The sequence below is a fragment of the Neptuniibacter halophilus genome, from assembly GCF_030295765.1.
Classification (GTDB): Bacteria; Pseudomonadota; Gammaproteobacteria; order Pseudomonadales; family Balneatricaceae; genus Neptuniibacter; species Neptuniibacter halophilus.
This window is the reverse complement of the sequence record NZ_AP027292.1, coordinates 2,943,111-2,957,040: the sequence shown is the minus strand read 5'-3', so window position 1 is coordinate 2,957,040 and position 13,930 is coordinate 2,943,111. Positions and strand designations below refer to the sequence as shown.

The 13,930-nt window shown below is 54.5% G+C and carries 15 protein-coding genes; 7 read left to right on the top strand and 8 right to left on the bottom strand.

Going from position 1 to position 13,930, the window contains the following annotated elements; all coding sequences use genetic code 11:
- Positions 1 to 144: 144 nt before the first annotated feature.
- Complete coding sequence (locus QUD59_RS13785) at positions 145 to 1,608, top strand: HD-GYP domain-containing protein (RefSeq protein WP_286237686.1); 1,464 nt, start codon at positions 145 to 147, stop codon at positions 1,606 to 1,608.
- Between the two features lie 42 nt (positions 1,609 to 1,650).
- Here the strand turns inward: QUD59_RS13785 and QUD59_RS13780 are convergent, their stop codons facing one another.
- From QUD59_RS13780 to QUD59_RS13770, 3 genes are all read right to left on the bottom strand, one after another.
- Positions 1,651 to 1,893 carry a hypothetical protein gene (locus QUD59_RS13780; protein ID WP_286237685.1) on the bottom strand — a complete coding sequence of 81 codons (243 nt, stop codon included), beginning with the start codon at positions 1,891 to 1,893 and terminating at the stop codon, positions 1,651 to 1,653.
- Positions 1,894 to 1,966: 73 nt separating this feature from the next.
- Positions 1,967 to 3,052: a DUF1835 domain-containing protein gene (locus tag QUD59_RS13775; RefSeq protein ID WP_286237684.1), complete on the bottom strand. Its 1,086-nt coding sequence runs from the start codon at positions 3,050 to 3,052 to the stop codon at positions 1,967 to 1,969.
- A gap of 49 nt (positions 3,053 to 3,101) precedes the next feature.
- Positions 3,102 to 3,635 (bottom strand): DinB family protein, encoded by a 534-nt coding sequence (locus QUD59_RS13770; RefSeq protein ID WP_286237683.1) that lies wholly within the window; start codon positions 3,633 to 3,635, stop codon positions 3,102 to 3,104.
- Positions 3,636 to 3,741: 106 nt separating this feature from the next.
- Between QUD59_RS13770 and QUD59_RS13765 the strand changes: the two genes are divergently transcribed.
- Positions 3,742 to 4,995 carry a glycosyltransferase family 4 protein gene (locus QUD59_RS13765; RefSeq protein ID WP_286237682.1) on the top strand — a complete coding sequence of 418 codons (1,254 nt, stop codon included), beginning with the start codon at positions 3,742 to 3,744 and terminating at the stop codon, positions 4,993 to 4,995.
- Positions 4,996 to 5,069: 74 nt separating this feature from the next.
- Positions 5,070 to 6,218 (top strand): chromate efflux transporter, encoded by a 1,149-nt coding sequence (gene chrA / locus QUD59_RS13760; RefSeq protein ID WP_286237681.1) that lies wholly within the window; start codon positions 5,070 to 5,072, stop codon positions 6,216 to 6,218.
- Positions 6,219 to 6,280: 62 nt separating this feature from the next.
- Here the strand turns inward: chrA and gorA are convergent, their stop codons facing one another.
- The gene (gene gorA, locus QUD59_RS13755) at positions 6,281 to 7,639 is read right to left on the bottom strand and encodes a glutathione-disulfide reductase (RefSeq protein ID WP_286237680.1); all 1,359 of its coding nucleotides are present in this window, start codon (positions 7,637 to 7,639) and stop codon (positions 6,281 to 6,283) included.
- 248 nt (positions 7,640 to 7,887) lie between these two features.
- Between gorA and xthA the strand changes: the two genes are divergently transcribed.
- Positions 7,888 to 8,703 (top strand): exodeoxyribonuclease III, encoded by an 816-nt coding sequence (xthA, locus tag QUD59_RS13750; protein ID WP_286237679.1) that lies wholly within the window; start codon positions 7,888 to 7,890, stop codon positions 8,701 to 8,703.
- A gap of 46 nt (positions 8,704 to 8,749) precedes the next feature.
- Here the strand turns inward: xthA and QUD59_RS13745 are convergent, their stop codons facing one another.
- The gene (locus tag QUD59_RS13745; RefSeq protein ID WP_286237678.1) at positions 8,750 to 9,355 is read right to left on the bottom strand and encodes a LysE family translocator; all 606 of its coding nucleotides are present in this window, start codon (positions 9,353 to 9,355) and stop codon (positions 8,750 to 8,752) included.
- 109 nt (positions 9,356 to 9,464) lie between these two features.
- Positions 9,465 to 10,376 carry a LysR family transcriptional regulator gene (locus QUD59_RS13740; RefSeq protein WP_286237677.1) on the bottom strand — a complete coding sequence of 304 codons (912 nt, stop codon included), beginning with the start codon at positions 10,374 to 10,376 and terminating at the stop codon, positions 9,465 to 9,467.
- Positions 10,377 to 10,602: 226 nt separating this feature from the next.
- Between QUD59_RS13740 and QUD59_RS13735 the strand changes: the two genes are divergently transcribed.
- Together QUD59_RS13735 and QUD59_RS13730 are read left to right on the top strand one after the other, a co-directional pair.
- Positions 10,603 to 11,220, top strand: a complete 618-nt coding sequence (locus QUD59_RS13735) for a LysE family translocator (protein ID WP_286237676.1) — start codon at positions 10,603 to 10,605, stop codon at positions 11,218 to 11,220.
- A 160-nt stretch (positions 11,221 to 11,380) separates the two neighbouring features.
- The gene (locus QUD59_RS13730) at positions 11,381 to 11,752 is read left to right on the top strand and encodes a chemotaxis response regulator CheY (RefSeq protein ID WP_434025558.1); all 372 of its coding nucleotides are present in this window, start codon (positions 11,381 to 11,383) and stop codon (positions 11,750 to 11,752) included.
- Positions 11,753 to 11,785: 33 nt separating this feature from the next.
- Here QUD59_RS13730 and QUD59_RS13725 read toward each other — a convergent pair whose 3' ends face one another.
- Positions 11,786 to 12,403 carry a nitroreductase family protein gene (locus tag QUD59_RS13725; RefSeq protein ID WP_286237674.1) on the bottom strand — a complete coding sequence of 206 codons (618 nt, stop codon included), beginning with the start codon at positions 12,401 to 12,403 and terminating at the stop codon, positions 11,786 to 11,788.
- A 23-nt stretch (positions 12,404 to 12,426) separates the two neighbouring features.
- Positions 12,427 to 13,326, bottom strand: a complete 900-nt coding sequence (locus QUD59_RS13720; protein WP_286237672.1) for an EamA family transporter — start codon at positions 13,324 to 13,326, stop codon at positions 12,427 to 12,429.
- Between the two features lie 97 nt (positions 13,327 to 13,423).
- Between QUD59_RS13720 and QUD59_RS13715 the strand changes: the two genes are divergently transcribed.
- Positions 13,424 to 13,921 (top strand): MarR family winged helix-turn-helix transcriptional regulator, encoded by a 498-nt coding sequence (locus QUD59_RS13715; protein WP_286237671.1) that lies wholly within the window; start codon positions 13,424 to 13,426, stop codon positions 13,919 to 13,921.
- Positions 13,922 to 13,930: the final 9 nt, after the last annotated feature.

Here is a 13,930-nt window from a genome sequence, read left to right as displayed (position 1 = left end):
TGCCTCGTTGAGGCAGCTCCTGAGTTCCCTCAGTCTTCAGCCTGCTCTGGATATTTATGATGTATCATTCAAAATACTAAACTTTCGCCGGCAGATCCGGTCACTATTGCAGGCCTGACGACTTAACAACGGGAGGTTAAGCGGATGAGCACAATCAGACGAACCCTGATCCACTATTTTATCGCGCTCTGCCTGTTATCTGTTTACGGTGTTCAGGTCTGTCCGTTTCTGGATTCCCTGACCCCCCTGCAACTGCTGCTTCCCATTGCTCTGGTGTTTCTTCTGCAGGGCTGGCTCCGCCTCGTGCTGGAGCGCCGGCTGCTGGAACACCCCTACAAAGATCAGGTTAAACGCCAATTCCGTATCGATCTTGGCCTGTTCCTCTTTTCCGCTATCCTGCTCAGCCTCTTTAACACGCTGATCTATCAATTTCCGTTAGAGAGCGGCGGTAAAGTGTTAGTCGGTATGAGTGTGCTTGGCTTTCTGATCGCCTGTGATATGGCCCTGTACCGGGAGTGCTGTCTGGCCCGGTTACTCAAAGCCCGTGGCGAACAACTGCAACCGGATCAGCAGGGTTTTCCGCTGAGCCGGAAATTCAGCTGGTTTGCCAGCGCTTGTGCTATCGCGGTTACCGGCGTGGTGTTTCTGGTCATTAATAAGGACCTCGAATGGCTGGTACATAACAACAACCAGGTACCACTGGCGCTGGCGCAACGCTATATCCTTGCTGAAATCGTCTTTGTTGTCGCGGTGGTCATGGGATATGTTCTCAGCATCATTCTCGGCTATTCACGCAACCTCAGACTGTTTATCCATGCCCAACAGGAAACCCTGTCGCAGGTTAGCCGTGGCGATCTGAGCGTACAGGTGCCCGTCACCAGCAACGATGAATTCGGCCATATCGCACAGCATACCAACCATATGATCCGGGCCCTGCAACAACAGACCTATGAGCTGGGTATTACCCGGGATGCGAGCATTCTTGGTCTGGCGAGTCTGGCTGAAACCCGTGATAACGAAACCGGCGGGCATATCCTGCGCACCCAGAATTATGTCCGGATACTGGCAGAGAAACTAAGCGAAGATCCGCGCTACGCAAAGGATCTGGACAACAACACCATTGAATTGCTGTATAAATCTGCCCCGCTGCATGATGTGGGCAAGGTTGGCATTCCCGATCATATCCTGCTTAAACCCGGCAAACTGACCGATGAAGAGTTTGAGATCATGAAGCAGCATCCGCAAATCGGCGCCGATGCCCTGCAGGTCGCAGAACAGCAGTTAGGCGAGAACTCGTTTCTGCGCATTGCCCGGGAGATCAGCCTGAGTCACCACGAGAAGTGGGATGGCAGCGGGTATCCCCGTGGCTTAAAGGGTGAAGAGATTCCTCTTTCCGGCAGGCTGATGGCGCTGGCAGATGTGTATGATGCCCTGATCTCGAAACGGGTCTACAAACCGGCATTCAGCCACGAAAAAGCCCGCGATATTATCCTGCAGGGACGCGACAGCCATTTTGATCCGAGCGTGGTCGATGCATTTCTGCAACTGGAAAGTCGTTTTACAGAGATTGCGGAGCAGTTCAGGGATGAGCAGCATCAGGCTGCCTGAGGAGAGGAGCTGGCTGCAACAGAACGTTGCAGCCAGACAACATTAAGCGATCTGGGCGGCTTCCAGTCTGCGCGCCTGAGCGGCACCCACACGACAACCGTATACACCCACTTCGCCTTTCCAGCGTAGCCAGGTCAGAAACTGACCTACCGCCGTCATCGCCTGCTGCAGGGAACTTTCCTGCTCAGGCTGAGCCTGATCAAAAGCACCCATTGCCTGCAGTTCTGCAGCAATGCGGCGATCATCGTTGGCAACACCAGTGAAGTTCATTCCGTTCAAGTTCATGCTTAAGACCTCATAAACCAAGATAAGCTAGACTTAAGTATAAACCACCATTGTGCGCCGCACAATAAAAAGCCTAACAATAGAGCACAAACTGACCATCACCCGGATCCCAGAACCAGAGATTTCCGGGACAAATATGCACCCCACCGCGCCAGAGATCAAAGGCGTTCCCCTCCTGCCAGTGACGCCGTCCCTGCAACGCTTCGGCGCCTGCCGCAGTCAGGCTGTAGATGGCATCCGCACCTTCACCCGTAACCGAGATATAAGGCACTTCCGCCTGCGCCAGGCGCTGCAATTCAAGCCGGATGCTGAGATCCCCCATAAACGGATCCACTTCCAACTGTTGCAGGTGATGAAAGATACGGCTGAAACGGGCCGGCCCGGTCAGAATTTCGTAGTAACGCTGCGTGGCGCCGACCCCTTCAGGTAGATGACCGAGTAAATCCTGACGTTTCAGGTGCTGTTCCAGTACCGGCAGTTCGTCAGGTGCCTTGAGCAGGGTTAAGAGCAGGTAAGTCTGAGTCAGGGTTAATCCGGTCTGGGCAGCAGGAAATTCACAACAGAAACGTCGCAGCGCTTTGCTCATAAACGGCCATCCTTCCACCTCGCTCTGAGCCAGATCAGCCAAAGGTTGCGGCACCTCGGCAATCAGCGCCTGCCAGATATTCTGGGCGTTGCGTAACTGAGCAGCATTCAGCTCCCGGCGCTGCGGATAAAGCGCTTCCAGCATTGCCGGCGTCAGGTTCCCCAGGCCATGAAAAAACGGGACCTCCGGGTGCTGATCGATACAAATCAGGGAGATCTTCGGTAACACTGCCCGCAACTCTTTAAGCCGCTGACAGATCTCCACCAGTTGTAACTGATCATAAAGATCATGCTCAAACCAGAGCACAACCTCAGAACAGGAAGGAATCTCATTAAAACGCTGTTCGCGGGTGCGGAAATCGGCTTCTATTTCAGGCCCCGGGTTTGATTCCAGCCCCGTCTGAAGCAACATGCTGGTGATAAATTCGACCCGCGCTTCGCGATATAAAACCGGATCCTTCAGCAGCGGGCCATCATGCAGCAGGTCACGCCAGCAGAGCACCTCCCCCTGCAGGGAATCGATCTGCCTGAGCAGCTCAGCAGTACAGTCTCCGTTGGTGATATGTAGCTGCATAGAGGCATCTCCGGATACAGGTTCAGAAGCCAGAAGCGGACAGGGACATTCAGGCTTCCGGAATCACCGCCAGCAGATCAGTAACCGCCAATTCGATATCAGATTGATTCAGCAGAGTCGTCACCTGCCCACGGTGATGGGTTTGATGGTTGAAGAAATGTTGTAACAGATAACCAAAACGCTTTTCAAATTTGTTGCCATGCATATTGCAGTAAACCAGCGGATGATTGAGATCGTAAACTTCGATCTCGTCACACAGATCGATAATCGTCCGGTCCATCAGGTAGCGGGCATCACGCAGTTCTTCGAACTCCGGATAAAGAATGGTGCTCAGCGTGGCAGGCCGGGGCAGCGTTTTCAGGTAGCGCAGGCTGGGAAAATCGCTGGGATGCTCGGCAAAGCGCTTCAGCCAGATCGTATCCCCCACAAGAACATGGTTCAGGGTACCGATAATCGAACCAAAGAATGCGCACTGATCACGACTCAGATCTGCGCTGTCCATTTCGCTGGCAGCCTCATACAGACTCTCGTTCATCCACTGATTATAGCGAGCCATCAGCTCGAATTGGTCTTTCAACGTCATAGTGCCTCCTAAGCGAAACTCCATTTAAGCAGCGGAAGATGACAACTTGTCGATACCGGCTGAGTTCCATGTAAAATACTCCCTCTCTGATTTTTAGGTAACCCTCATGCTCCGTGTACTGGTCATCGGCTATGTCTGGCCCGAACCTGATTCATCAGCCGCCGGTCGGCACATCCTTTCTCTGCTGCGGCTGTTCCGGCAACAGCACTGGCAGGTTACCTTTGCCAGCGCAGCGCAACCCACCGAGCATATGACCGACCTCAGTACGGAGGGGGTAGAGAGCCGGAGTATCCATTTAAACTGCAGCAGTTTTGATCAGTTCATTGCTGAGCTGCAACCCGACCTGGTGATGTTTGACCGCTTTATGACCGAGGAACAGTATGGCTGGCGCGTGGCTCAGACCTGCCCGCAGGCCCTGCGTGTACTCGATACCGAAGATCTTCAGTGTCTGCGTAAAGGACGGCATCAGGCGCTGAAACAATCACGTGAACTGACTCAGGAAGATCTGTGTTCCGAGATCGCCCTCCGGGAAATTGCAGCGATCTATCGCAGTGACCTGTCACTGATTATCTCCGATTATGAGATGACACTGCTGCTGCAGCGCTTTGCTGTGGCAGACTCTCTGCTGCACCACCTGCCGTTTATGCTGGATGCGGATCAGCTGGATCAGCCGTCCCCCGACTTCAGCGAACGACAGCATTGCATGATGATCGGAAATTTCCGCCACCCCCCGAACTGGGATTCGGTGCTGCAGATGCAGCACCTCTGGCCACTGATCCGCCGTGAGCTGATCAGCCAGGGAGAAACCGATCCGCAATTGCATATCTACGGCTCTTACCCGCCTCCCAAAGCCACCGCGATGCATAATCCGGGCAACGGCTTTCTGATTAAGGGCTGGGCCGAAGACGCCTGCGCGGTGATGCGTCAGGCGCGTTTATGCCTCGCCCCCCTGCGTTTTGGTGCCGGTATCAAAGGCAAACTGCTGGAAGCGATGCTCTGTGGTACGCCGAGTGTTACCAGCCCGATCGGCGCTGAAGGGATGACCGGTGCAGACGACCCGGCAACACTCTGGCCCGGTGCCGTTTGCGATTCAGACGCCGCGTTTATCGACGCCACCGTAAAGCTCTATACCGACGCAACGCTCTGGCAGGAAAGGCAGCAGCGCGGACACGCACTGTTGCACCAACGTTATAACGGTGCCATCAGCGGACCACGGCTGATTGAACGCCTCCTTGAGCTCCGTAAGCAGCTTGCCTGCCACCGCCTGAACAACTTCACCGGAGCCATGCTGCAACATCACAGCATGAAAAGTACCCAGTATATGTCGCAGTGGATCGAGGCTAAAAACCGCGACAAATAAACCGCTGTCAGGAAACTGTCACCTTTTTGCCTTAATCTGCTAACCTTTTGAAAACCATAGATTTCAGGTAAAGCATGAAAAAGGTCTGGGAAGTTTTCTGGCGTTTTCTGGTTCTCGGCTGCAGCAGCTTTGGCGGGCCGGCTGCGCATCTGGGTTACTTTCAGCGCACCTTTGTTCAGGAACAGAAATGGATCGATCAGCAGGCCTACGCGCGACTGATCTCATTAAGCCAGTTTCTTCCCGGCCCCGGCTCCAGTCAGGTTGGCTTCGCGCTGGGTTTGCGGCGTGCAGGTCTCGCCGGCGGTTTGGCTGCGTTCCTCGGCTTTACCCTGCCCTCCTTTCTGATCATGTATGCGCTGGCAATCTCCGGCAGCATCGCCGCAGATCCCTGGTTCAACGGCCTGATCCATGGTCTTAAACTGCTGGCCGTGGTGGTGGTTGCCGACGCGACTCTAAACATGCAACGCAGCTTCTGTAAAGAAAACACCTCTCTGGGCATCGCAGTGTTCACCGCCGCACTGATTCTGCTGATACCCAGCCTCTGGACTCAGATGCTGGTACTGATCCTCGCCGCGCTGGCCGGCACACAGATTCACCGGGCCACAATCGAAGATGCAGCTCCCTCGGAACAGAAAAAGCCCGCAAAGCCTGCACTGATCCTGTTTTTCAGCTTATTTCTGATCCTGCCGCTGCTGTCGATGATCTCCGACTGGGCTGCATTGTTCTCAGCCTTCTATCAGACCGGCAGTCTGGTATTTGGGGGTGGCCATGTGGTTCTGCCTCTGCTGCAACAGGCGCTGGGAGAAACCATTGCCGCTGATCGCTTTCTGCTCGGCTATGCGGCTGCTCAGGCCATCCCCGGACCGATGTTTACGCTGGCGACGTTTCTTGGCGCTGAGCTGACGCCGCAGATGGCACTGCCGGGCGCACTGCTGGCTACCCTCGCCGTGTTTCTGCCCGGCTTTCTGCTGGTGCTGAGTCTGCAGGGCGCCTGGGAATCTTTTGCTGCACGCCCGCGTGTGGCCGGAGCGGTCTGGGGCATCAATGCGGCGGTGGTCGGCCTGCTGCTGGCCGCGCTCTACCAGCCGGTATTTATCAGCAGTGTCAGTTCCGCACTGGATATGGTGCTGGTGATGATCGGATTTTTTCTGCTGCAACGGATCAAACCACCGATTCTGCTTTTGGTCGCCGGTTTTGCAGGTTGCGGGATGATACTCTACTGACGCTGTGCCTCAGGCACAAAAAAAGGGCCATAAGTATGGCCCTCTGATGAACTGCACAGCGATCAGTTGCTGACCGGATCACGCATGGTGACAAACTCTTCGGCAGCCGTCGGGTGAATGCCGATGGTGGAGTCGAACACCTCTTTGGTAGCCCCGGCTTTCAGAGCGATACCGATCCCCTGAATAATCTCGCCCGCATCCGGCCCAACCATGTGTACACCCAGTACCTTGCGGGACGCTTTATCGACCAGCATCTTCATAAATGTACGCTCATCACTGCCACTCAACGTGTGTTTCATGGCACGGAATTCTGACTTGTAGACTTCGATCTCCGGATACTGTTCCCGGGCCTGCTCTTCCGTCAGGCCCACGGTACCAATATTCGGCTGACAGAACACCGCCGTTGGAATCAGATCGTAGTCCACCTTTTGGTTCATGCCCGCATACAGGTTACGTACCAGCGCCATACCTTCGGCCAGTGCTACCGGCGTGAGCTGAACACGGTCGATCACATCCCCCACAGCATAAACAGAGGGGACATTGGTCTGGTAATCATCATTGACCACAATCGCACCGTTCTTGCCCTGTTCGATGCCCAGTTGCTCCAGCCCCAAACCCTCAACCTTGGGATTTCGGCCGGTCGCGTACATAATCAGGTCCGTTTCCAGCGTGCTGCCATCCGTCATGGTCGCCAGAAAGGAACCATCTGCCTGTTTTTCGATCGCTTCCACGTTGTTGTTAAAACGCAGGTCGACCCCTTTCTTGGCCACTTCCTGCGCGGTAAATTCGCGCACTTCATTGTCAAAGCCTCGCAGGAACAGATCACCGCGGTAAGCCAGGGTTGTCTCAGCCCCCAAACCGGCAAAGATCCCGGCAAACTCGACCGCAATGTAGCCGCCACCGACCACCAGAGCGCGCTGCGGGAACTGTTCCAGATAGAACACCTCATTGGAGCTGACAATATGCTCTTTACCCGGAATATCCGGGATGTTTGGCCAGCCACCCACAGCGATCAGAATACGCTCGGCGGTGTACTCTTTATCACCCACAGCCACCCGATGCGGGTCAACCAGCGTAGCGCGGCCGTTAATCAGTTCACAACCGGAATTAACCAGCATGTTCTGATAGATCCCGTTAAGACGCTCGATCTCACGGGTTTTGTTATCGCGCAGGGTTGGCCAGTCAAAACTCACCTGTGCGGTGCTCAGGCCAAAGCCCTCAGCTTCAGCAAAACCTTCTGCGTAATGAGAGGCATAGACAAACAGTTTCTTCGGCACACAGCCGACGTTGACACAAGTGCCGCCCAGATGGCGATCTTCGGCAATAGCAACTTTTACCCCTATGCCTGCCGCCATGCGCGCAGCCCGCACACCGCCGGAACCGGCACCAATTACAAACAGATCAAAGTCATAGTTCGCCACACAAGGCTCCTTGTTCAATTGTGTCTTATCGTGATCGCAACACTCTACCCAATCATCTCCATAGAAACCAATTGAGAAAGTTAACCAGCGCCATAGAAATTACTAATTTCGTTAAAACAAGCCATCTCTCTGCGGGTTTCAGGGCAGGCAGAGCACTCACCGGGCTTATTCGTAGTTTTCTTAGTGTATCCATTGAAAGAAATGTTCAATAGAATCCTGCTTTTACCCATCTGTTCAGGAAAACACTCATGAAACTGATCTGCTTCAACGTCAATGGTCTCCGCTCCCGTCTGCACCAGCTCCAGGCGGTGATCGACAGCTATCAGCCCGATGTTATCGGGCTGCAGGAAACCAAAGTGCACGATGAAGCCTTTCCGGTTGCCGAAGTCGAAGCGATGGGATATCAGGTTGAGTATCACGGCCAGAAGGGTCATTACGGCGTCTGCCTGATTTCGAAGAAACCACTGAGCAATGTGCAGAAAGGTTTTCTCAGTGATGATGAAGACGCTCAGAAGCGGATGATCATGGGTGATTATGAGACCGACAGCGGTGTCACAGTACGGATCATGAATGGCTACTTTCCTCAGGGGGAGAATATCGAGCACGAGGTTAAATTTCCGGCCAAACGTAAATTTTATGCCGATCTGCAGACACATCTGGAAACCCACTGTTCCGCTGATGACAATCTGGTGCTGATGGGAGATCTGAATATATCTCCGGAAGATATAGATATCGGTATTGGCGAGCCAAACCGCAAGCGCTGGCTGAAAACCGGTAAAGCCAGCTTTCAGCCGGAGGAACGCGAATGGTACGCCCGTCTGACCGGTTGGGGGCTGAAAGACAGCTTCCGCCATCTTCACCCGGAAGAAGATCAGGTATTTAGCTGGTTTGATTACCGCTCCCGCGGTTTCGAAGCTGAACCCAAGCGCGGTCTGCGTATTGACGGGATTCTGCTGACCGCTCCCCTGCTGGAAAAATGCATCTCCGCAGGAGTTGATTATGAGCTGCGCGGCATGGAGAAGCCATCCGACCACGCCCCGCTCTGGGCAGAACTGCTGCTCTGATCCGCACATCACTCACCGGCGATAACCCCGCCGGTGAGTGACCTGATTACAAGGCGACCCGTACCGCCAGCCCTATCATCACCAGTCCACTGACCCGGTCGATCACTTTAGTTTTCTCCTGCAGGGCACGTATCACCCGCTCCTGAGACAGCAGCAATGCCACACCGCAGTACCAGAGCAGATCAATACTGACGACGGTCGCGGTCATCAACAGGTTTTCCGTAAGCGCCTGCTCAGCAGAGACAAACTGAGAGAACAGGGCAATAAAGAACAGCGCCAGTTTTGGGTTCATCAGCGAGATCATCGCGCCATCGCGCACCGCACCGAACAGGGAACCCGGCTTGCCTTCCACGGAAAACTGAGGGTTGCCACTGGAACGCAGCGCTTTAAAGCCCAGCCATGCCAGATAGACTGCACCTACCCCGGTGATTATCTGGTACAGCATGGGGTGCTCTGTTACCACCACGCCCAGCCCCCAGACAGTCAGCAGCGCCCAGAGGGTCACCCCGGCTGAGTGGCTGGCAGCGGTCACCAGACCATGGCTACGACCATTACTCAGGGTCCGGCGCAGCACGACAGCCAGGCTCGGGCCGGGAGAAATTGTCCCCAGTACACACACCACTACAAAAGAGAACCAAACCGTTAATGTCATCACCACCCCCTCATTTCAGATGGGGTCTATTCTAGTCACCGCGAGAACATTACAAAAATGCAAATTAATTATCCAAGCCATGATTTTAAATCATAGCCAGATTGCATAATCAGGTATCGAGATACATCCGCTCCCGCAGCATGCGGGCAATCAGATTACGCAGCCAACTGTGCGCCGGGTCCTGGGCATGCAAGGCGTGCCAGCAGAGGTGGTACTGGTTTTTCGGCACCTCAGGCAGTGGCAGCGGCGCATAGTGCAGAGGAAAGTGCTCAAGGGCATTCTCAGCAATATGCTTGGGCAGAATCATCAACAGACGACTTCCGGATAAAACCTGAAACGCGGCCGAGAAGAACGGCACCTCAAACTGTATCCGTCGCGCAAGCCCCTGCCGTTCCAGTGCCCGGTCAAAAAACGAGTCTTTATCACCACCACTGTTCAGACGCAGGAAGGCAAACGCCAGCATCGCCTGGAGTTGCAATGGCTGCTGCGCCAGTGGGTGGTCTGCAGCCATCAGACAGACCGGGCTGTCCTGCCCGATATGCTCACTGAACACATTCTCTGGTAGCTGTGTGGTGGTGGTTGATGCCAGATCTAAAGGCATCTGTCCGAGTCGGGGTAACCACTCCGGTCGCCACATCTCAAAGGTGATATCGACGCCCGGTGCCACCTCCTGCAGATGGGAAAGAATATCCGGAAAGATAAACTGCGCGACATGGTCGGTGCAGGCAAAACTGAAACGTCGTTCACATTCCGCAGGATTAAAACTGTCTCCTTCGCTGAGCTCGTCCACCTCACCAAGAATCACCTGAATCTTCGGCAGCAGTTGCTGTGCACGGGCACTGAGCAGATACAGATTCCCCTCGCGAATCAGCAGCGGGTCGTTGAAATGCTCCCTGAGCTGCCCCAGTTGCCGGCTGATTGCAGACTGGGTCAGATGCAGCCGGTCCGCGGCGCGGGTCAGGTTACGCTCCTCCAGCATCACAACCAGCGCACGAAGAAGGTTCAGATTGAGACGATTCATAGGCATACCAGAGTAACGGACGTAAACGAAGTTTCATCATAATCCATATTTGCGCGACAAATCGAATGCATCGGTGGGCAAATATTCAGACCATGCCTGACAACCCGGATAGCGCGGGCATTAAATCTGTACCGCCATTTTTTTTCAATTCTGAATCTGTAACCCTGCAGCCGGAATCCGGATACTGGCAGAGTTATTCATTTATTCAGGAAAAAGTGAGCACAGCGTGGAACTCTATCTGGCGATTCTGATTTTTGCCCTCTCCTCGACCGTTACCCCGGGGCCTAACAACATTATGATCATGACCTCCGGCCTGAACTTCGGCATCAGGCGCAGCATGCCCCATCTGCTGGGTATCTGTATCGGTTTTCCGCTGATGGTCGTGGCGGTTGGCATCGGCTTTGGCGCGCTGTTCGAGCAGTTCCCGGTTTTCCATGAGGTGATTAAAGTGCTCGGGGTCGGTTATCTGCTTTACCTGTCGTGGATGGTCGCTACCGCGGCACCCAGCTCAATGGAGAGTGACAGCAAATCCCGGCCGCTGAGCTTTTTTCAGGCGGCTCTGTTCCAGTGGGTTAATCCGAAAGCCTGGGTGATGGCGACCGGCGCTGTCGCTGCTTATACCACGCAAAATGCTGAGATACTGCTGCAGGTACTGGTGATCGGTCTGGCATTTTTTCTGGTAGCTTTCCCCTGTGTCGGTGTCTGGCTGGTCTGCGGATCAGCCCTGAAACGCTTTCTCCGAGAAGCCCGTTATCAGCGCCTTTTCAACCTGTCCATGGCCCTGCTACTGGTGGTTTCGATCCTGCCGGTGGTTAACGAGTTACGTCAGACCTACCTGATCTGAACGCCTCCGGGCAGGAATCCCCTGCCCGGCCAAATATTTCAAAATTTAACTTGGATCGGTCTGAAACTCAGGTAAACTCTGCCGCTGTCGAAAGCCCGTCCATCTCGATATCGGGCAGAAAACCAGCCAACGGGAAGTAACACAAGCCGTGCAGAAGAACATCAAAATTCTTGTGGTCGATGACTTTTCCACCATGCGTCGAATCATCAGAAAGCTCCTCAGCGAACTCGGATTCAAAAATATCATCGAAGCAGAAGACGGGACAAAAGCCCTGACCGTGCTCAAAAATGAGCACATTGATTTTGTGCTGACTGACTGGAACATGCCAAACATGACCGGTCTGGATCTGCTTAAAGAGATTCGCAATAACCCTGAGTTAAGCTCAATCCCGGTATTGATGGTAACCGCCGAGTCAAAACGCGAGCAGATTACGGCTGCTGCCATGGCCGGAGTTAACGGATATATCGTGAAGCCATTCTCTGCTGTTACCCTGCAGGAGAAGGTGAATAAGATCTTTGAGCGCCTGCAGTAAACAGGCGCTTTCTGCGGATCTGACAGCGTCCGCTCAGACAATTTCCAGAATATCCTGCAGCGGCCGGCGCGGTTTCTGTGACCAGTTACCTTCTGCCGCATGCCCCAGAGCCACCAGCATCACCGGCAACTCACCGGCTTCCAGAGCGAACGCCTGACTCAGCGCTTCGGCATCAAAGCCACTCATCGCACCTGAAGCATAACCAAGACCTTCTGCAGCCAGCATCAGGGTCATCGATGCCAGAGAGGCACTGCGCAGTGCTTCATCCCGGCGCAACTGAGCATTATCCTGATGGGCACCGGCAGCCATATTCGCCCAGCCGGTTGCGGTTTCTGCGGCCACAATTCCCTGATCGACCGCCGGTTGCAGGCGCTGCGCCAGTTGCCGGTAGCCCTCGGTATCTGCGCAGACAATCACCGTAGCCGCGGCATCCAGTATCTGCGGTTGAAAATACGCCGCCCGGTGCAAACGCTGCTTTGCCTCCTCAGTATGCACCACAATAAATTTCCAGTTCTGCATGTTAAACGCGGAAGGTGATAGCGAAGCCAGACGTATCAGCTCCCGGATTTCCGCTTCACTCATTCCTTTCTGTGGATTATAGCGACCGATTGAGCGGCGGTTTTCGATCAGAGAAACAATTGAATTTTGCATAAGATCACTCCTGAAAAAATTAATTAATTTGATTTAGCCGGACGGGCAGAGCCAGGCTTGAACTGAGCGCCCCACTGCACCGCCAGTACACTGAGCAGTACGGTTATCAGACCCAGCAGGGAGATACCGCTGATACTCTGATCCAGCAGTGTCCACCCCAGTAAGACTGCGCTGACCGGACTCAACAGCCCCAGCGAGGACACGGCCACGGGTGACAACCGGGCCAGACCACGGAACCAGAGCAGATAAGCCAGCAATGCCCCAAACAGTGAGAGATAGGCGTAGGCTGCCACCTCAGTCAGCCCCAGTGCCACCAGTGGCGGGTCGAGCCACAGCGCCAGAGGCAGTAACAACACCCCACCGAGCAGTAATTGCCAGCCGGTAAAGGCCTCTACCGCTAACGACAGCGACCAGCGTCGCGAGAAATATGTCCCGGCGGCCATAGACAGAGCGCCGACAAAGGCCGCCAGCAGACCGATACTGTCCCAGGTGGCATCCGGCGTCAGTAACAATGCAGCCATGCCCAGAACCCCGAATCCAGCCGCAATCAGGGTCAGAATCCCCGGCTGAATCCGGTCCAGCCCCCAGATCAGCAACATCACCAGCAACGGTTGTATGGCACCGACTACAGCAGCGATGCCTCCGGGTAAGCGATAGGCAGCAATAAACAACAGCGCCTGAAACACCCCGATATTCAGGGCTGCAAGAATCAGCAGGCGCAGCCATTCAGTTCGCTGTGGCAGTTGCCGGGAAAACAGCATCAGCAACAATAATCCGGCAGGCAGCACGCGTATCAGCGCGGCGGTATAAGGCCGGTCAGGTGGCAGCAGTTCACTGGTGACAATATAGGTAGAGCCCCACAACACCGGGGCCAGCGCAGTCAATGCAAGGGTTAGCAGAGCGCCCTTTTCAATACGGATCATGGTTAACTCCTTAACGAAAAAATTTATCTTGAATTCAAGATATAATTCATTCTGTCATCGATTTATCTTAATATCAAGATAAATCAGGAGAAGAGATATGAACCAACAAACCGATGCGGTGGATCGCCTTATTCAACAGTGGAATCGGGAACGGCCTGAACTGAATGCTGACCTGATGGGCCCGGCGGGAAGGCTGAAGCGGTGCGCGGCCCTGCTGCAGTCACCACTGGAAGAGGTGTTCAAGCAGTTTGGCCTTAACTACTGGGAGTTTGATGTGCTCGCAACATTACGTCGTTCCGGTGCGCCCTACTGCCTCGCCCCGACCCAGTTATTTTCCTCACTGATGGTCAGCTCCGGCACCATGACCCACCGGCTTAAAGGCCTGGAAAAACGCGGACTGATCTGCCGTTGCAACAACCCGGAGGATGCCCGCAGCATGCTGGTGCAATTATCAGAAGAAGGGTTCACCCTGATCGATCAGGCGGTCACTGCGCATGTCGAAAATCTGGACAGACTGATGTCGCCGTTCTCCGAAGAGGAGGTGGAACAGCTTAACCAGAGCCTGCGGCGGTTACTGCAAACTCTGGAGCGCTGAACCGGTCAG